This is a genomic window from Petrocella atlantisensis (assembly GCF_900538275.1).
In the GTDB taxonomy this organism is placed as follows: domain Bacteria; phylum Bacillota; class Clostridia; order Lachnospirales; family Vallitaleaceae; genus Petrocella; species Petrocella atlantisensis.
In genome coordinates, this window is the sequence record NZ_LR130778.1 from 643570 (window position 1) to 663280 (window position 19711).

Genomic DNA, 19711 nt, shown 5'->3' on the forward strand with positions numbered 1-19711 from the left:
GAACCTTTTAGAGTGCTTACCTTCAATTATTGAGGGTAGCCCACTTTTTTCTTGACTTTTCGAAGCACCCGTTCTGCAAGACGACTTGCTGACTCGGCATTTTTTAAGATGATACCATCAAGGTATGCCTTATCTGATAGAATCTCCTTGAAACGTTTTTGAATTGGCTCTAATTCAGCTATTAAAGCATCGGCTACTTGTTCTTTGAGTTCCCCATAGCCTTTGCCTTGAAAATGTTCTAATGCTTCATCTGTGGTAATGTCCTTTGACAAGCAGTAAATATCAATTAAGTTTCGAATACCTGCTTTTTCTTCAGTATACGCAATCAAAGCATCTGAATCTGTAACTGCTTTTTTTATTTTCTTACGAATAACGCTTGGTTCATCTAACAAAGAAATGTATGCATTCGGATTTTCATCTGACTTCGACATTTTTTTTGTTGGTTCCTGAAGACTGGCAATACGTGCACCCATTTTTGCTATATAGGGCTCAGGCACGGTAAAAGTATCGCCATAAATACCATTAAAACGGCTCGCTATATCTCTGGCCAACTCCAAATGTTGTTTTTGGTCGTTGCCAACCGGAACTAAGTCAGTTTTAAACAATAAAATATCTGCCGCCATAAGTATGGGATAGGTGTATAAACCTGCATTCAAGTTCAATTCACTTTTTTGTGACTTTTCCTTAAATTGTGTCATTCTGTTTAACTCACCCATATAAGTAAAACAGCTTAATATCCAGGACAATTCGGCGTGCTCTGGTACATGAGACTGGTAATAAATTAGATTTTCATCCGGGTCAAGGCCTGCCGCAATATATAAGGCCAAGAGTTCTCTAGCACTTTTTCTTAGTTTGACAGGATCTTGTCTTGTGGTTATAGAATGCATATCTACCACACAGAATAAACAATTGTACTCATTATGCAACTTGACCCAATTCTTTAATGCACCAAAATAATTGCCAATGGTAATAACACCTGTTGGTTGCATACCGCTAAATATCACTTTCTTCTGCTGTGCTTGTTCATTCATCACTTATCATCCTTTGCTTTTACTTATATTCTCCATAACTTCTGATAGTTTATCACAGTTCCAAGTTAAGGTCAAAGCCTTATTCATAGACGGTTTGAGCAATGGCCTTCATCAATTCTTTGTTGGTGTAGGGTTTATGCATCAACTTAAGTTGGTTGAAGACAGATTTTGCCTCCATAATGGTAGGATCATTGAAGCTGGTCGTCATTAATACCTTTATTTCCTTATTCATAGCACGAATGTGTTCAAAGACTTTAAGACCTTCAATGTCGGGCAGTATGGAGTCCAAAATAACCATATCCAAAGCGTCACCATAATGACTGAAATTGTTAATTGCATCCTGACCGTTTCCGGCAGTCAATACTTGAATATCCATTTTTTCCAGAATGGTTTTCGTTGCTTCCATGAGCATCCTATCATCTTCAACAAGTAAGAGTTTTAGCCCCTCAAAGCTACTGGGAACATGATGTTCTTTATGTTGATCAATCATCATAAGCCTTGTTTTTTGGTTGGGAAATAGAATTTTAAAAGTTGTACCTCGCCCGATTTCACTATCAAGTTCAATGGTACCACCATGGCTTTCAACAATACCAAGAACTGTAGCAAGACCAAGACCTGTACCTTCACCTAGGTCTTTTGTTGTAAAAAAAGGTTCAAATATCTTGTTTTGAATATGCTCATGAATACCTAAGCCGTTATCCGCCACTTCTAAGCAAACAAATTGCCCGCTTTTCTTCATAACATTATAGGTTTTTATCTTAATTTCGCCTTCTTCACCAATGGCATCTTTGGCATTAACACACAGATTAACAATAATTTGTTCCATTTGCGTCTTATCTGCTAGAATATCCTCCACTTGATGATCCAGTTCTAATTTCAAACTGATTCTTTCTCCGATAATCCGGTCCAGCATATGGCCGATTTCTTCAACTGATGTGTTTATGCTTAGAATTTCTTTATGGACACGGTCCATCTTGCTAAAAATCATGAGCTTTCGAATGAGTCCTTCAGCCTTATAAGCCGCTTCACGAATATTCTTAACTTTGGCGACCAATTCATATTGTTCTGATTTTTCAAGATGATAATGAACCAGATCTGAATAACCTAGAATGACTTGTAAGATATTATTAAAGTCATGAGAAATACCGCTGGTTAGTCGACCAATGGCTTCCATTTTAGTTGACCGATTCACCTTAAACTCCAGATTCTTTTGCTGGGTCACATCTCTATATGTCTTAATAAGCGCACTTATTTTGTTTTCATTATCATAAACCGGTATGGTCAACTGATCAATAATCCTATCTTTAAAATCAATCAGTCTACTTTGTTTGATGCCCGATCTTAATATATATGCATTATTACAACCTTTGCAGATCTTGTCCTTTTTATTAAAGATCTCATAACAATGATCATAGGTTGCCAATCGTTCTTTAGGGATCTCAAATAATTTTAATAACGCTTGGTTACATCGAATCACTTTTCCGTCGCCATCTGTAATCATAAGCCCGTCATAACTGTTTTCAATAATTCTTTCAATCCATAACGCATTGATCTCATGGGTCACACTTTGTTCAACCATATCGGTATACAAAAGTTTATACCTTTCTCTCTCTTCCTCCAATTGTCTGTCTTTTTCCTCTATAAACAGTTGCATGGACGTAAGAAAGTCAGCTAATTGTTTGACTTCCTTATATGTACTAACCAACGTCAAATCATTGTTTAATTGAGATTTATTGTTTTGAAGCAGAGCCATCATTTCATCTATTGCTTGATTTATTTTTTCCTGTTCTTTATTTCTATATCTCAAATACAGATACGAGGGTATTATTAAACATAGAATACTTACAAATAGTATCAAAAATCCTGCCACTATACCTAACTCCATTTTAATTGCCATGTAATAAAGACTCCCAATGATTGGCAAATAAAATAACATATACATAATGACTTTCGAATTATGGACGATCGGTCTCTTGATGGATTCCGTTTTGTTCATATAACTTCACCTATTCTTCTATATTATTGGTTGTCTTCATTCTCCTTAATGTCATACTGATCAACCTCTTTCTTAATTGCCATCATTTTACGATCCAATTCCATAATGATAGATGCGCATTTCTTTAGTTCTTGGGCAATATGTACCGGTGCTTTGTCAAAATATTTATACCTGAGTTTATGTTCTAAAGTCGCCCAGTAATCCATGGCAATGGTTCTAATCTGTACCTCAACCGGGACATGTTCTATACAATCTGACAGCTGAACCAATGTCTCTACCACGATATGAAGGCTTTGATAACCTGATGCTTTTGGATTCTTAATATAATCCTTAATTTCAATAATCTTGATATCCGTCTGATGAATCAGTGCTTCAAAAATACCATAGATGTCTGATGTGAAGGCGCAAATGATTCTTACACCTGCTATGTCATTAAGATATTTTTTTGCATTGGCAACGTTTACCGGTTTTGCTTTTTCTTCCAACTTTCTTGCAATACTTTCAAAACTTTTAACCCTTGTTTTTATATGCTCTATTGGATTGCTTTCACCTGCTAATTCATAGGTTTCATAAAGTTTATCCAACTTAACTTTGACTTCTTCAATGGCAATACCATGAATTAAAAATAACTGTTGCCATGCTTCTTTGTTCATATCCGGGTACATTCAAACACCTTCCATCTATAGTGTATAACCATAATTAGCTCATTCTACAAAGTCGTTTCAAGACTTTACGAAAATACGCTTCTATGTTTTAATGAATATAGGGTCCATTTATAAAAACCATGACCAACCCTTAGGAGGAACATATTATGGATAAAATACCAAGTTTTAACGTAAACCATTTAGAATTACTGCCCGGCATATACGTCTCCAGAAAAGACCATGTCGGTAATCATACTTTAACCACTTTTGATATTCGAATGACACGACCGAACTTCGAACCTGTTTTACAAACTGCCGAAATTCATGCTCTAGAACATATGGGCGCAACTTTTTTGAGACAGCATGTTGTCTATGGTGACCAAACCATCTATTTTGGGCCCATGGGATGCCGTACTGGTTTTTATCTTATCTTAAAAGGCGATCTTAGCTCAGATAGTATCGTGGGATTAATCAAAGAGCTTTTTGAGCATATGGCTGATTATAATGCGCCCCTACCTGGAGCTTCTGCCAGAGACTGTGGTAATTATCTGGATATGAATCTGCCTATGGCAAAATATGAAGCCCGTCGGTTCCTTGATCGCATTAGTAACATTTCGTCCACACAACTTAATTATCCGGACTGATTACATCCAAGCTTTATGAATGATATAAAGTAGTATAAGGTGCACCGGATAAAACCCATAAAAAAGATACTTCAAATTCATACCTTTTTTCCCATTATAGGCGAGTATGAAAGGCATGGCGAGAATTGCCAATCCCTGTATTACACTACCCATCGTAAAATTTATGATGCTTGCAGAGCCACAGGCCAAGATTCTTCTATCTCTAAAAAAATAAAATAGAAATATCATAGCAATACCATATATACTATAATCCGTTCTTAAAAACACACTTAAGGCACCCGTCAATAATATGGCAATCATACCAACCATAGATTGATGCGTCCTATAACGTTGATAGAGCCACAAGCATACAAGACCAAGAAAAAGGGTAAAGAATATATTTTGTCGATAAAAATCGATGAGATTACCTCGAAAAGCAAGATCATAAGGTATCTCAGAAATTAGAGCAAAAATACCCAGTCTTATTCCGTATTTCTTAATATTTTGCGTATGATGAAAACCTTCAGCAACCAGAAAAGCAAATATTGGAAATGATAGTCTTCCAATCATTCTTAATAGACTCATGTCCGGATAAAGTATTGCCCCTATATGATCAACCAACATGGTCAGACAAGCAATAATCTTCAAACTGGAATTTGACATAATCGTACCTCATTATTTATTCTCACACTAAGACTTCCATTAATAATAAAGGAATATATTAATAAAGAGGGCTTACCAGCCCTCTTTATTATACCATTTATTATTATTTCGTAAAGTAAGTTACACCAGATTCGAATATTTTTTGGTCTTGGCTACCGATAATATTGATTGCCACATTTTGACCGATTCTTTCTGAATGGCCCATTTTCCCAAGAACACGCCCATCTGGGCTTGTTATTCCTTCAATACCATAAACAGAACCGTTAGGATTGAAGCTTCCATCCATCGTTGGATTACCTAATAGATCCACATAAGTCGTAGCCACCTGACCGTTGTCAAATAAACGCCTGACCACTTGGTCGCTGGCAACAAAACGTCCTTCACCATGGGACATAGGTACTTTAAATATCTCACCTGGCTTGGTACCGGATAACCATGGGGACTTATTTGACATAACTTTAGTACTGGCCATACGAGATATATGCCTACCTATTGTATTATAAGTTAATGTTGGCGCATCTTCTGTTAGATCTATTATCTCGCCTGTCGGTACCAGACCCAGTTTAATCAGTGCTTGAAAACCATTGCAAATGCCAATCATTAACCCATCACGATGATGAAGGAGTTCATGAATCGCTTCTTTAAGTATTTCATTTCTAAATATGGAGGCGATAAATTTTCCAGAGCCTTCCGGTTCATCACCGGCACTGAAACCACCGGGAAGCATAACGATTTGACTCTCCTTTATAGATTTCGCCATTTCTCGAAGTGACTTGGTAATATCACCGGCCTTAAGATTTCTAAATACTAGGGTGTCTACATGGGCACCTGCTTTCTCAAAAGCTCTTCTGGAGTCGTATTCACAATTGGTACCCGGAAATACCGGTATGAAAACCTGTGGTTTTGCAATTTTATTTTTGCAAATATAGATCTGATCATAGGTTTTTGTATCCTTAATCATTTCTGATACCTCTGAAAAAGCCTGGGATGGGAAAACATTTTCCAAGGTTGACGACCAAGTATTCATAAGCAAATCGATTTCCAGTTTATGGTCGGAGGCTTTTATCACAGACTGCTTCGTGGTGGTGCCAACCCTTATAAATCCTTCATGTCTTTCTAAGTCTTCTATAGCTGTATCAGGTGCTAATTCAACCAATATGGAACCATAATCCGGGGTGAACAACATCGGACCAACAAGAGCATCTTCAAGTACGATACCTATTTTATTTCCAAAAGTCATTTTACTAATGGCCTCGGCCATACCGCCAATTCCAATTGCATAGGCTGAAAGAATTTCTTTTCTACCTATCATCTCATATAATGTTTCATAATTTTTTTTCATCTGGGCAAAATCCGGTAAATCATACTGATCTCTCTTTTGAAGAAGACATACCACCTTGTGACCCGCAGCCTTGAATTCCGGTGATATGACCCGTGTCACATCGACGACATCAACCGCAAAGGAGACTAAAGTTGGTGGCACATCAATATCATGGAAGGTACCTGACATACTGTCTTTTCCTCCGATAGAAGGTAATCCCAAAGCTATTTGTGCATGATAAGCACCGAGCATGGCACTAAAAGGCTCACCCCACCTACTAGGGTTATCCCCTAATCTCTTAAAATACTCTTGAAATGTAAATCGGATTTTTCTGTAATCGCCACCTGTAGCCACAACTTTTGCAACAGAATCCAATACAGCATAAATCGCACCATGGAAGGGACTCCACTTTGATAAGTAGGGGTTGTAACCATAAGTCATAATGGTGCCTGTCGTTGTTTCACCTTGTTCTAGTGGTATTTTTGCCACCATACTTTGGGTCGGTGTCATTTGGTACAGACCACCGTAAGGCATGAGCACACTCCCTGCACCAATGGAACTATCAAAACGTTCTTCGAGGCCTTTTTTCGAACAACTGTTTAAGTCCTTAAGTATATTTAACCAGTGGTTAGGAACAGCGTCCTTATCAGCAAAAAAATCTTGTCTATCTTGGAAATAGCTTTTTTCTTGAGGCCGATCAACACGTACCTTAGTTTTTGATGTTGCACCATTTGTATCCACAAAACTTCGGCTCATATTAACGATTGCTTGATTATTCCATTCCATAACCAGTCGCTTCTCTTTTGTTACCCGTGCTACAACAACCGCTTCTAAGTTTTCCTTTTCTGATGCCTCTATAAACCGATGCACATCTTTCGGATCTAGTACAACAGCCATTCTTTCTTGAGATTCTGATATGGATAATTCTGTCCCATCCAGACCGGCATATTTTTTGGGTACTGCATCTAGGTCAATAATTAGCCCGTCAGCCAACTCACCAATTGCAACGGATACACCACCTGCTCCAAAATCGTTACACTTCTTAATCATAGATGCAACATACTTGTCTCTAAATAAACGTTGAATCTTACGTTCTGTGGGTGGATTTCCTTTTTGAACTTCTGCACCACAAGTATGTATTGAATCTTCTGTGTGTTCTTTAGATGATCCTGTTGCGCCACCACATCCGTCTCTTCCTGTTCGCCCCCCTAAAAGCACGATGATGTCACCGGGATCTGATGTTTCACGGATGACATTTTCTCTTGGAGCCGCTGCAATAACCGCACCGATTTCCATACGTTTTGCTACATAGTCAGGGTGATAGATCTCATCTACTTTTCCGGTTGCCAAACCTATTTGATTGCCATAGGAACTATATCCATGAGCAGATTGGGTTACAATCTTTCTTTGAGGCAATTTCCCAGGCAAGGTCTTATCAACAGAAACTGTAGGGTCTGCTGCTCCCGTGACACGCATCGCCTGATATACATAGGATCGACCGGATAAGGGATCCCGAATGGCACCACCTAAGCAAGTAGCAGCACCACCGAAGGGTTCTATCTCCGTTGGGTGATTATGCGTCTCGTTCTTAAACATAACCAACCAAGAAGTTTCTTTGCCATCCACATCTACCGGTACAATGATACTACAGGCGTTGATTTCATCCGATACCTCTAAGTCCTCTAGCTGTCCGTCTTTTCTTAGTTTTCTCATGGCCAGTAACGCAATATCCATTAGGCATACATCTTTTTCATGGATTCTATCCCCGAAAACATGACTACGATCTTCCAAATAATCCTTGTAAGCTACTTGAACCGGTTGGTTATAAAATCCTTCTTCAAAAGCAACGTCTTCAATTTTTGTTAGAAAAGTGGTGTGACGACAATGATCCGACCAATATGTATCCAACACCTTGATCTCTGTTATGGTCGGATTTCTTTTCTCATCCTCTATAAAATACTTTTGAGTATGTATTAAGTCATCTATACTCATGGCAAGTCCAAGTCGCTTCCATAGTGCTTTCAGGCCATTATGATCTAGCTTGGTAAAACCTTCTAAGATTTCAACTTCTGTTGGTATATGAAAATCCATTTCAAGGGTTTGAGGTTTTAAAATATCCGCTTCTCTTGAATCCACAGGATTAATGCAGTAAGCCTTAATCTTTTCTACGTTTTCCTCGGTTAATTGGCCTTTTAACACAATGATCTTGGCACTTCTAACGACCGGCTTTTGATCCGCATTGATAATCTCAATGCATTGCTCAGTAGAGTCTGCTCTTTGATCATATTGACCCGGTAAGTATTCAATACCAAAGGCGACTTCATCGGGCGCAATCTCAAATGATTCTTCAAACAATCGATCTACTGGTGGTTCAGAGAAAATTGTATGAAGGGCTTTTTCGTAAGCATTATCAGATATACGATCTACATCATAGCGATGTAACAAACGTAAATTATCAAGTGTCTTGATGCCTAGATTCTCTTTTATATCCTGTAGCAACTGTTGACTTTCAACATTGTAACCTGTTTTCTTCTCAACAAAAATTCTTCTTATGGTTTCCATAGCGCCTCCCGATCTATTCAATCTTACACAAAGTGTTCTAACTATCCGTTTACATACTTAGCTTAACATGGTAATATTGAGTAGTAAAATTAATAATACTAATAGGTTCTATAAGGAGTGCTTATTATGGAGATTAATCTGGAGCTTTACAAAGTTTTTTATCATGTGGCTAAATATTTAAGTTTTTCAGTTGCATCCCAAGTACTATACCTTTCACAATCCGCTGTCAGTCAAAGTATTAAGCAGCTTGAGTCCAAACTGGACACGCCACTGTTTAACAGAAGTACAAAACAAGTTACCTTAACACCTCAAGGTGAAAAGTTAATGGAATACATAGAACCTGCCCTTCATTTAATTGCCGGTGGTGAGGCCTACTTAAAAGAAACCATGACTTTGGATCGAGGGCAGTTACATATCGGTGCCAGCGATACCATATGCAAATATTATCTTTTAGATTATTTTAAAAAATTTCATCACTTATACCCAGGTGTAGAAATCCGTGTCACCAATCGAACCTCTTTACAATGTGTGACCTTGCTAAGAAAAGGTCTGGTAGATCTCATTGTAACCAACCTTCCCAATAATTCTATAAGTGAAGACATGCATGTTATGCCTGTTCAAACCTTTCAAGATGTCTTTATTGCCAGCAATAAGTATGCTATTGATTCAGGACCTCATACACTATCCGCCTTATCAAAGCACCCTATTCTCATGCTTGCCCGTCAAACCACAACCAGTAACTATTTGTATCAACTTTTCGAATCCGATGGTCTTAGTATAACGCCTTCTGTCGAACTTGGAAGCATTGACCTGCTCATTGATTTAACCGGCATTGATCTTGGTATTTCCTTTGTTCCTGATTTTTGTATGAAAAATCGACCGGATTTGCGTATTTTGGAAACCAGCGTCCCTATTCCAAGAAGACAATTGGGTGTTGTCGTACCTGAAAAACACCCCTTATCTGAAGCCTCCAAAAAATTCATCGCACTCTTATCCTAATCTATTTCACTTTCATCCTATTTTTCTTTTTTTAGATTCTTATAATCCTATTTTAATATATAAATGATATGATTATGGAACAAGCATTAAAAGTATGCTATTTGATATAAAGGAGTCGATCATCTATGAAAAACAACAAATCAGCAGGGTTATTATTGATACTTTTTGGCTCTCTATATCTGGTTCTTCAGATTCTTAGCCAGTTAAACATCTTGGTCTTAGATTTTTGGGATTTATGGCCTTTAACCACCATTGCTATTGGTATTGCTTTTGAAGCCATCTATTACGGCACAAAAAAATATCCGGGGTTTCTAATTCCCGGAGGTATTTTTACCACTATTGGTTTGCTTCATCTTTTTGAAGTGATTACCCATTGGCAATTTGCAGGGTATACTTGGCCGATTTATATTTTGTCGGTAGCCATTGGCTTTTATCATCATCATGTTGTCACTAAAGAGCAATGGTCCAAGGTCATCGGTATTATCTTTTTTATACTATTTTCGTTTAACACATTCATTGTTGCAACGATTCTATTTAATGGATTGATAAGCTTTAATCTTGCCTTTTCAATCATCATTATTATTGTTGGCTTTCTGCTTATACTGAAAAATAAAAAAGAAGAGCATTAAAAAACGCGGCTTGGCCGCGTTTTTCTATTCATGCCTTTCTACCTCGAACCTATATAAAGTATAGCTATTTTCTTTTATTATACCGGCTTTCTTTTTGGCAATCTCTACTTGTTGATCTATGGTCTCTACACCTTCAAGATTCGGTAATAACAAACCCCTTTTATAACCTTCCTCGACAATAACGCCATACTTCTTTACATCTAAATCATCCATAGAATCTATTCTTTCAGGTGGGTAAAGCCGATCGACCTTTATCTCAAGAGTCGCCAACTCCCCTTCTTCTATAGGATTAAACCTAGGGTCACTTGAGCAAGCACTGATTGCATTGTGTATAATCTCGTCCAGCAAGTCTTTGCAAACCGCTTCAATAGTACCTATACAACCTCTTAGATTGCCCTTTTTATGTATGGATACAAAAACCCCTGCTTTTTGATGCATTACTTCTTGTATGGTGTCCAAATCTACATGTGCAGTAGCAACCTCTCTACTTATTTTTTTTCCTGTCCTAACATAATATTCGATTGTACTTCTGGCAATCTTTACAAAACCATCTTCAGTTTTTTTCTTTTCTTCATAGTCTTTAATTGCTTCTTCGTTCCATACTACCTGTTTTGATTTAACCAAGGTTGTAAAATCATTGGCCAGGTATCCGACTAAATAACCCACGCCAAAAGGCCCTTCATAGCTTATGACTTCACTGTGATAATCATAACCATCCATAATACCGAACCCCATAAGATACGCGTTCAAGCCACATTGTGCTGCATCTGAAATCTCTTTTGGTGTAAGTGCTAGTAATATTTCAGGTGACTTTTCAGTAATCGCCTTTACTACCAAAGCATCAAATACTTTTCCATAAGGATTAAAAGTATAAGGTCCATCATCCGTCAAAGCATGAGATAAATCCCCACTACATAAAATAACCACAGATTCGTTAAAACGCATGATGACATCTTTCATGGCAACCCCATACTGATAATGATCGCGGGCACTAAGTCCACTAGGTGTCACATGAACAAGTTGATAAGTATCATATACTTCATCTACAAAATACAAAGGCACAAGTGCGCCATGGTCTATTTCTACTTGTGTACCATAGCTTTTTGCCATATCTTTGTCCAAGACAACGGATACTAAGTCTGTTTCTTCCCAAGCCATCTGTATAAGGTGCGTTAAAGGTAGATTAATCTTTTTTGACATACCTACATCTGCAATGCCAAAGCTTTTCAAATCCCCCTGAACATAGGGTGTACCCAACATGCTAATCCCATTGCTAAAACTATGACCATGGGGGGTAATAATCACGATGGTTTCAGGTTTGATTTTCTTGATTTTTTGGGCTACCCATCTATAGCCGTCTAAGGTTTTACTTATGGCCCTTTCTCGACCTTGCCCAACCTCCGGTATGGCTATGGGTGGGTGTGGTAAAAAAAATATCTCTATAGATTGCATCTAATCACCTACATTTCCTAAATATACATGCGTAAAATACTGTCTTGCTGCCTTTTGCATTTGCAACATAAGGTCTATGTCAGTCGCCGGCAAGTCATATTCATAAACAGGAAAGTAACGGGATATGTGAATTGCCACATCACCCACTTCTGAAAAAAGCAAACCTAGGAAGTGACGCATTTCTTGTAGATTGTCATTAAGTCCAGGTACAATCAGCATCGTCAGTTCTACATGTGCTGTCACTTTGGCTCTTTTTATGGTCTCAATAACCGGTCTGAGACGACCACCACATATATCCAACATTTTTTGATCATCATATGTTTTTACATCTATATTCATGGCATCAATATAGGGCAACAATTTTATCAATGGTGCTTCATTGATGTACCCGTTGGTTACCAGAACATTAGCAATCCCTTTTGAGTGAGCTACCTTAGCTGTTTCATATACCATTTCATAGAAAACTGTCGGCTCATTGTATGTGTAAGCGATCGCATCTAAGTCATAGGCAATGGCTTGAGCTACAATAGCTTCAGGTGTCATCGTGATTACGCGTGGCTTCTCTTGGCTAATTGTGTAATTCTGGCAAAATGGACACTTGAGATTACAACCATAACTACCGACTGATAAGATTTGTGTACCTTGCCTCCAATGGGCTAAGGGTTTCTTTTCAATAGGATCAATCTGTATACCAGACACCTCACCAAAGTTGAGTGCTATAAGTTTTCCCTCAAGATAGGCTCTTGTTTGGCATATACCTTTATGGTTGGGCTTTATAATACAGTTGTTTGGACACAGTTGACAGATTGCGCGTTCTTCAAAAATCTTGTAAAACATTGCCTCTTTCATAAATGCCTCCCCAGTATCATATATTGGATGTGCTTAATTTGTTGTTAAAATATCAAGCAATTCATCCGGTGATGATTTCTTTTTCATAGCTTCCAATACCATCTTTGTTTTGCTGTTATCACCGATTATGACAGCACCAATTAAACCTTGTTGCTTGAAAAACAGCTTTTTGTAGATACCATTTACTAAATCTTCAAAGCCTAGTATAGCAACATCATCACCTTCTTCATAATTTACATGTCCAATGGAAAAAACGTTCATATTTAAGCCGTTAAAGGTATTAGAGGGTATGAAGTCCTTATAGGTTAATTTATCTCCAACAGCGTTCGCACCTGCTACATTACCCTGTTCCATAGCTTCCGGCCATATACCATAGTTTTTCTCAGAAAACTGAGCAACATCACCGGCTGCGTAGATATCGGGATTGCTTGTCTGCATATGTTTGTTAACAATAATGCTTCTATCATATTCCAGGCCAGCTTCTTCGGCTAGATAACCTTCTGATACAATACCTGCGGATATAATAACTAAATCTGCCGGAATCTTACGCCCATCCATTAATTGGACATATTCTGATTTATGATGTCCTATGATCATTGAAACTGCATTACCTTTTGCAAGATGTATGCCTTGTTTCACGATACCATCTTCAAAAATATGGGCACCTTTTTCATCAATCTGCCTTGGGAGTAATCTATTCGCGAGTTCAACCACAGTAATATCAAGCCCAAGTTCCTTTAACTGATCTGCAGCTTCAAGTCCTAAAAGTCCACCGCCGATGATAACGGCTTTTTTACAATCTTTGGCATAGTCTTTGATTTTATCTGCATCTCCTATATTTCTAAGGGTAAAAACACCTTTATAATCTGCATTTTTAATCGGAGGTATAAAACTTCTGCTACCAAGGGCCAAAATCAATTTATCATAAGCCATCGTCTCACCTTGAGCGGTTTCAATGGTTTTATCCTTTGAATTAATTTTTGTGACCGTCACACCCAGTTTTAATTCAATTCTTTGGTCTTCGTACCATTTGTGCTTATGCATGTATATTTTTTTTAGTACCTCATCTTGTGCAATATACTCTGACAATAATGGCTTATAATATATCACTTGTTTTTCTTGATCGAGTATGGTTACTTTAACCTCTTGATTTCTTTTACGGATGGCTTTTGCAGCAGATATCCCTGCAGCACCATTTCCAATTATAATGATTTTCTCATTACTCTTTGTTTCAGATTGTTCTTGTTTTCCATTATTTTCCATAATATACTATGTCCTCCTTGTTTCAGACGAATTTATCAATTGATAATCATTTTCTATTGACTGATAATATTGTAACATGTTATGTGTAGGATTTCTATAGCATTTTAAAAGACCTTGTCAGATTTCTCTAACAAGGCCTCTTTAGGAGGTTTTGTTCTTCTCTAGGAAAGTCTATGCTATGTAAACGATCAAGGAAGTCTTTCCTGCGGGAACAATTTGCTTTGCAAAACGAGGCGAAGCCTCTTTGTTCAATTATAACTTTTAAATCCCTGTAGCCCATATAAAATATGGTCTTGCATAGCTTTTTTAGCTTTTTGAGGTTCTCTTTTTTTTATGAAGTCGACAATTTTTTCATGCTGCCGTAATACCTCTTCAGCAGATTCCGGATTATCTTTTGTTTTCAGATAGCCGCCAACAATACCTTCATTAATAAGGGGTACAATCCTATTCATGATAATGTTGTGGCTGGCATCCGCTATAGCTGTATGGAAGGCAATATCCGCTTCTGTATGATTCTTACCGGCTTTGATTTGCTCTGCTACTCTTTCATAAGTCTCAAAAATCTTATCAAAATCCGTAGGTAAGCCTCTTTCTACAGCCAACTTTGTCATTTCCGGTTCAAGCAACAATCTGATCTCAAAAAGGTCCATAAGAAGTCTATCTTCACTGATAAAATCCATACCCAAAGGATCTTTGGTCAAGCCCGGCTTTTCAGATACATAAGTACCTTTACCTCTTCTAACCTCTAATATGTTCGTTGATACCAAAATCTTTATGGCTTCCCTTATGGTTGATCGACTCACATTCACCATCTGTGTCATCTCTATCTCATTGGGTAGTTTGTCACCGGGATGATAGTCTTTATCTAAGATCATTTGCTTTATATTTTCTGCAACTCTTTGTGAGAGTATTGATTTATCAAACATTTTTCAGACCTCCAAGATTTCTTCATACTGATACTAACTAAAAACCGGATATCTGTCAATGTTTTATCGTTCAACCCTACCTGACCCATCACCACCACTTAAACGTAAGACTTCATCAATTGTAGCGTGATTGAAGTCACCCGCAATGGTGTGTTTCAAAGCAGAGGCTGCAACAGCAAATTCTAATGCTTTTTCTTGGTCTTCATATGCCATTAAGCCATATATCAAACCACCGGCAAAGGAATCCCCGCCGCCGACTCTATCCACGATTCTAATATCATAGTGCTTAGACTGATAGAATTCCTGGCCATTATAAATTAAAGCCGACCAGCCATTGTCTGATGCTGAATGGCTTTCTCTTAATGTCGTTACCACATATTTGAAATCAAAGGTTTCTTGCATCTGCTTAAAGATACTTTTGTAGCCTTCAATCTCAAGTTCACCACTGGTCACATCGGTCTCACCCGGCTTAAACCCAAGTACTTTTTCTGCATCTTCTTCATTACCGATACACACATCTACATAGGCCATAAGTTCTGTCATACATGCTTTGGCTTCTTCAGGTGTCCATAGTTTTTTACGGTAATTCAAATCAACAGAAACTGTAACACCATGACGTTTTGCAGCTTGTAATGCTTTTAAAGTCATATCTCTGGCTTCTAATGATATGGCCGGTGTTATTCCGGAAAAGTGAAACCAATCTGCGCCTGTAAAAATAGCATCAAAATCAAACTCATCCGCTTTTGCCTCAGCTATAGCTGAACGCGCTCTATCATAAACAACATTGGATGCACGCATGGAAGCCCCGTGTTCCAAATAGTATATACCTACACGTTCTCCACCTCTAAGTATATAATCGGTGTGGACACCAAATTTTCTAAGTTCATTAACCGCACTTTGTCCAATTGGATTATCCGGAAGTTTAGATACAAAAAACGCATCCATGCCATAATTGGCCAATGACACTGCCACATTTGCCTCACCACCACCATACACGATGTCAAATTGGCTGGCTTGAACAAAACGTTGGTGTTCCGGTGGTGATAGTCTTAACATGATTTCTCCTAAAGTTACAACTTTTTTCATATTCATTTCCTTTCTCATTCTATTTAGATTGTCTTGCTATTTTTACAGCTTCAACAAATTTCTTTGCAGTTTCAGTCACTGCCGCATAGTCTCCGGTCGCAGCACCTTTTGTTAAAACACTACCAACGCCGACTGCAACAGCACCGTTTTTAATCCATTGATCAACATTTGAAAGATCCACACCACCTGTCGGCATATAGTTGCCTTGTGGTAAGGGTCCTTTAAAAGCAGATATAATAGATGGCCCAAAAGCATTGCCCGGGAATACTTTCAGTATATCAACACCCAATTCAAGGGCTTCAACAGCTTCTTTTGGTGTCATTATACCCGGCATTACCGGCACACCATATCGATGACACATTTTTACCAGTTCAACTTCAAAGCATGGGCTTACAATATATTTTGCCCCCGCTAAAATACATGCTCTTGCAGTTTCAGAATCAAGAACAGTACCTGCGCCAATAATAACATCTTCGTCTTTATAAACTTCTGCCAATTCCTTGATGATATCGAGTGCCCCAGGTACTGTCATGGTTATCTCCAAAGCCTTGATACCTCCGGCTTTTATTGCTTCAATCGTCTTTAGTCCTTGTTCTTTTGATTCTGCTCGAATAACCGCTACCACACCGTTTTCTACCATTGCATTTACAATTTCATATTTTTTCATATAACATTCCTTTCCCATGCATTGTCTGTTGTCTGACATCTTATGTCAATTATATAACCCTCTATCGTTTTTGTCAATCTCGTTTTAGTGCTATAAAAAGAAAACTTCTTTAATTAGAACAAGAAAAGCGTTCTAACGAACGCGTTAAAAAGCTGACTCTTTACGTGAGTTGGCTTTTTTAACATTCTTCTTCATTTTATATTGTTTTATTGATGATTTTTTGTTATAACATTATTGGTGATGTTATGAACAGTAAATCTTTTAAGATAAAAGATATTTTTTCAGACCGTTGGGATGATTTTGTTGCTCTAGGTTATCCTCTACGTCCCGCTATTTTACATAATGTCAGAAAAATCATTAATTGTGGTGATCCTTCCATGGGTCATGCTCTTTATTTTTGTGACCATTGCGGCAAAATAAAGCATGTTCCATTTACTTGTAAAAGTCGTTTTTGTAATTCTTGTGGTGCCAAATACATTCAAGACAGAGCTGCTTCTATATCTTCCAAACTTATTCAGTGTGAACATCGTCATATTGTTTTTACCATCCCTAAAGAACTTCGCCCTTTTTTTCGCAAGGATCGTTCCTTACTTCATCTTCTTTTTCATGCTTCTGCTGCAACTATTCATGCTTGGTTTTACTCCATTAATAAATCTGAATCTTTCAAGCCTGGTTTTATCTCTACACTTCATACTTTTGGCCGTGACCTTAAATGGAATCCTCATATTCATATGCTTATTACTGAGGGTGCTTCTGGTAATAAAACTGTTTGGCGTAAAATACCTCACATCCCTTTCACTATGCTTCGTAAACGTTGGCAAACTACTTTACTTGACTTACTACATCGTTATCTAGGAGATTCTTTTATAAACTTAAGACTTCCTTATTCAAAACTTATCCTTCTGGCTTTTATGTCTATGCTAAATCTAACATGCTTTCTAATTCTGTTGATTCAATTAAATATATTATTAGGTATACTGGCAGACCAGCTATGGCTCAGTCCAGAATTCTTGATTATGATGGTGAATTCGTAACTTTTTTTTATAATCGTCATGAAGATAATGAAAAAGTAATTGAAAAGATACATGTCTTTGATTTTTTTAAACGTCTAATAGTTCATATTCCTGATGAGCAGTTTAAAATGATTCGTTATTACGGGTTATATGCCAAAAAATATAAACATTCTTCTAAGCTATTTTTACTTATGACTGCATCTAAACGTAAATTTTTCAAACAAAATTCTCATTGGCGTGCACGTCTACTTCTTCATTTTGGTATCGATCCACTCAGGTGCCAATGTGGTAACACAATGAAACTTCTAAATATTTTTGCTACTTCTAAAACCCACCTTCTTGATAAACCGCCTCCTCAGCTTTATAATAGTGCTTAGCATAATTATGGAGGTTAATTAATAATGAATATTTTAGAAGGCTTTACTAAAAATGATGATCTCGTTGAATTTATCTGTACTAAATGTAACTACTCTTTGTGGGTTCCGCGTTTCATTGTAGAAGAATTAGAGCAAGACAATATTTTTGATGGTCTAGATCCATCAACACCACCACAACCAGATTGCCAAGTTTGTGATGGTGCCATGACACCTAAATCTTATATTGGTGTTCGTGGTATAAAGTACGAATATAATAAATAAGTTATTCTTGAATATATCCAAGGTTTATTTTTTATGCCCTAAAAAATATACTCCTTGTTTATTAGGAAAGTAGGACTTTCCTAATAAACAAGAAAAGAAGCTCTGCTTCGTTATGAGCTCTGCTCATATTTCTGAACGGTTCGATAGGAAACTTCCTTGATAGTTTACATAGCATTGTCTTGTAGAGAATAAAAAAAGAGCCAAGCAAAAAAAGCTTGGATCCTTCATTACGTGACCGTCGAAAAGGCCATATCATATTTTTTTCTAAAATCTTCACCCTGTCGCCGATCCATGTAAAAACAACTGTTTTTAAAGGTTTTTGCGTAAGTCTTAACCTCAGCACATATATCTGCAATAACCTCATAACGGGTGGTTTCCGGATGTTCTATAAGCCGTACACCCGCCAAACTAATGGTCATAATCGGATATTTTTGTATCGCATTGAGTCGGTCTTTTGAGATAATAAATCCTGATGCTTTATCTTCTTCACAATAATGTTGCCTTATTTTCTGATCAAAATTATAAATAATGTTATTGGCAATCTCTTTTACTTCATCTGCCGGTGCAACAAAAACAAAGTCATCACCACCTATATGACCAAGGAAAGTATCACCTAAAGCTTCACTTAATGCTGATGCTATAACACCACCTGTAAACTTAATAATTTCATCACCGCGTCCAAAACCATATTTATCATTATAGGACTTAAAATTATCCAAATCCGCATAGACCACGACATCATCTTTTCTACTTCTTAGAGCATTGGTAATGTACCTACTAATCGCCATATTACCGGGCAAACCTGTATTCGGATTCATTTCCTTAGCGTAATGGGCTTTTTCTTCTAATAACAGTAAAGAATGGTAAATCTTAATGTAATTATTGATTTTAGCTGTGACCAGGTGTTCGCTGATGGGCTTAATCATAAAATCAATCGCACCGAGTTCTAAAGCTAAACAAGGTTCAACATCCTCTGTAATCTCCGCCACCAAAACTACCGGTATTCTTTCTGTCTTATAAAATGATTTCAAAGTTCTAAGTAGGTCATAACCGGAAACTTCATCCATTTCCGCATCCAAGATTATCAAATCCGGATGATGGATGGATACCAATGAAAAAACCTCTCTTGGATCATGGTTTCTTATGATGTTGAAGGTACTCAAATCGTGCTTGCTAATACATGAACGTAAAGTCCTTTTTTCTGTAATTAGAATTGTAGGTTTTCTATTATCGTTCATGGCATCACACCTTTCAACATTCTCTATTTAACTATCGCTTAGAAATTCTATATTGGGATTGTTAAGTTCTCTACTTAACTATCACAAAGGATTTCTATGCTCTTGGCTTGC

18 protein-coding genes are annotated in these 19711 nt (G+C 37.4%); 6 read left to right on the forward strand and 12 right to left on the reverse strand.

The features are described from left to right. Window positions 1–26: 26 nt before the first annotated feature. The 3 genes from trpS to PATL70BA_RS03080 form a co-directional block, all read right to left on the reverse strand. Window positions 27–1031: a tryptophan--tRNA ligase gene (gene trpS / locus PATL70BA_RS03070; protein ID WP_125136001.1), complete on the reverse strand. Its 1005-nt coding sequence runs from the start codon at window positions 1029–1031 to the stop codon at window positions 27–29. Between the two features lie 79 nt (window positions 1032–1110). Then, window positions 1111–3027 (reverse strand): hybrid sensor histidine kinase/response regulator, encoded by a 1917-nt coding sequence (locus tag PATL70BA_RS03075; protein WP_125136002.1) that lies wholly within the window; start codon window positions 3025–3027, stop codon window positions 1111–1113. A gap of 23 nt (window positions 3028–3050) precedes the next feature. Continuing rightward, window positions 3051–3680, reverse strand: a complete 630-nt coding sequence (locus PATL70BA_RS03080) for a GTP pyrophosphokinase (protein WP_243115956.1) — start codon at window positions 3678–3680, stop codon at window positions 3051–3053. A 158-nt stretch (window positions 3681–3838) separates the two neighbouring features. Here PATL70BA_RS03080 and PATL70BA_RS03085 point away from each other — a divergent pair, with 158 nt between their 5' ends. Then, window positions 3839–4315, forward strand: a complete 477-nt coding sequence (locus PATL70BA_RS03085) for an S-ribosylhomocysteine lyase (protein ID WP_125136004.1) — start codon at window positions 3839–3841, stop codon at window positions 4313–4315. Here the strand turns inward: PATL70BA_RS03085 and PATL70BA_RS03090 are convergent, their stop codons facing one another. Then, window positions 4316–4957, reverse strand: coding sequence for a TraX family protein (locus PATL70BA_RS03090; RefSeq protein WP_125136005.1), 642 nt, complete (start codon window positions 4955–4957; stop codon window positions 4316–4318). A 103-nt stretch (window positions 4958–5060) separates the two neighbouring features. Next, window positions 5061–8840, reverse strand: a complete 3780-nt coding sequence (locus PATL70BA_RS03095; RefSeq protein WP_125136006.1) for a phosphoribosylformylglycinamidine synthase — start codon at window positions 8838–8840, stop codon at window positions 5061–5063. Between the two features lie 126 nt (window positions 8841–8966). On the opposite strand from PATL70BA_RS03095, the gene PATL70BA_RS03100 reads away from it, so the two are divergent. Further along, complete coding sequence (locus tag PATL70BA_RS03100; RefSeq protein ID WP_125136007.1) at window positions 8967–9839, forward strand: LysR family transcriptional regulator; 873 nt, start codon at window positions 8967–8969, stop codon at window positions 9837–9839. A 125-nt stretch (window positions 9840–9964) separates the two neighbouring features. Further along, complete coding sequence (locus PATL70BA_RS03105) at window positions 9965–10468, forward strand: LiaI-LiaF-like domain-containing protein (RefSeq protein ID WP_125136008.1); 504 nt, start codon at window positions 9965–9967, stop codon at window positions 10466–10468. Window positions 10469–10492: 24 nt separating this feature from the next. Here the strand turns inward: PATL70BA_RS03105 and amrA are convergent, their stop codons facing one another. The 6 genes from amrA to PATL70BA_RS03135 form a co-directional block, all read right to left on the reverse strand. After that, on the reverse strand, window positions 10493–11920 hold the full coding sequence (gene amrA / locus PATL70BA_RS03110) for an AmmeMemoRadiSam system protein A (protein WP_125136009.1): 1428 nt from the start codon (window positions 11918–11920) through the stop codon (window positions 10493–10495). Continuing rightward, window positions 11921–12769, reverse strand: a complete 849-nt coding sequence (amrS, locus tag PATL70BA_RS03115) for an AmmeMemoRadiSam system radical SAM enzyme (protein ID WP_125136010.1) — start codon at window positions 12767–12769, stop codon at window positions 11921–11923. 33 nt (window positions 12770–12802) lie between these two features. Then, window positions 12803–14032, reverse strand: coding sequence for an NAD(P)/FAD-dependent oxidoreductase (locus PATL70BA_RS03120; protein ID WP_125136011.1), 1230 nt, complete (start codon window positions 14030–14032; stop codon window positions 12803–12805). Between the two features lie 248 nt (window positions 14033–14280). Next, entirely contained in the window at window positions 14281–14958 is a 678-nt protein-coding gene (locus tag PATL70BA_RS03125; RefSeq protein ID WP_125136012.1) for a FadR/GntR family transcriptional regulator, read from the reverse strand. Between the two features lie 63 nt (window positions 14959–15021). Next, window positions 15022–16044 (reverse strand): sugar kinase, encoded by a 1023-nt coding sequence (locus PATL70BA_RS03130; protein ID WP_125136013.1) that lies wholly within the window; start codon window positions 16042–16044, stop codon window positions 15022–15024. A 19-nt stretch (window positions 16045–16063) separates the two neighbouring features. Continuing rightward, a complete protein-coding gene (locus tag PATL70BA_RS03135; protein WP_125136014.1) occupies window positions 16064–16711 on the reverse strand; it encodes a bifunctional 4-hydroxy-2-oxoglutarate aldolase/2-dehydro-3-deoxy-phosphogluconate aldolase in 648 nt (215 codons plus the stop codon). Window positions 16712–16956: 245 nt separating this feature from the next. Between PATL70BA_RS03135 and PATL70BA_RS03140 the strand changes: the two genes are divergently transcribed. From PATL70BA_RS03140 to PATL70BA_RS03150, 3 genes are read left to right on the forward strand one after another with little or no spacing between them, the layout of a single operon-like run. Continuing rightward, window positions 16957–17745, forward strand: coding sequence for an IS91 family transposase (locus tag PATL70BA_RS03140; protein ID WP_172596077.1), 789 nt, complete (start codon window positions 16957–16959; stop codon window positions 17743–17745). Further along, complete coding sequence (locus PATL70BA_RS16705; RefSeq protein WP_279233219.1) at window positions 17643–18101, forward strand: transposase; 459 nt, start codon at window positions 17643–17645, stop codon at window positions 18099–18101. The genes PATL70BA_RS03140 and PATL70BA_RS16705 overlap by 103 nt, the downstream gene beginning before the upstream one ends. A gap of 24 nt (window positions 18102–18125) precedes the next feature. After that, a complete protein-coding gene (locus tag PATL70BA_RS03150; protein ID WP_125135716.1) occupies window positions 18126–18362 on the forward strand; it encodes a hypothetical protein in 237 nt (78 codons plus the stop codon). A 227-nt stretch (window positions 18363–18589) separates the two neighbouring features. On the opposite strand, the gene PATL70BA_RS03155 is transcribed toward PATL70BA_RS03150, so the two are convergent. Then, a complete protein-coding gene (locus PATL70BA_RS03155) occupies window positions 18590–19600 on the reverse strand; it encodes a diguanylate cyclase domain-containing protein (protein ID WP_125136017.1) in 1011 nt (336 codons plus the stop codon). Window positions 19601–19711 lie beyond the last annotated feature (111 nt).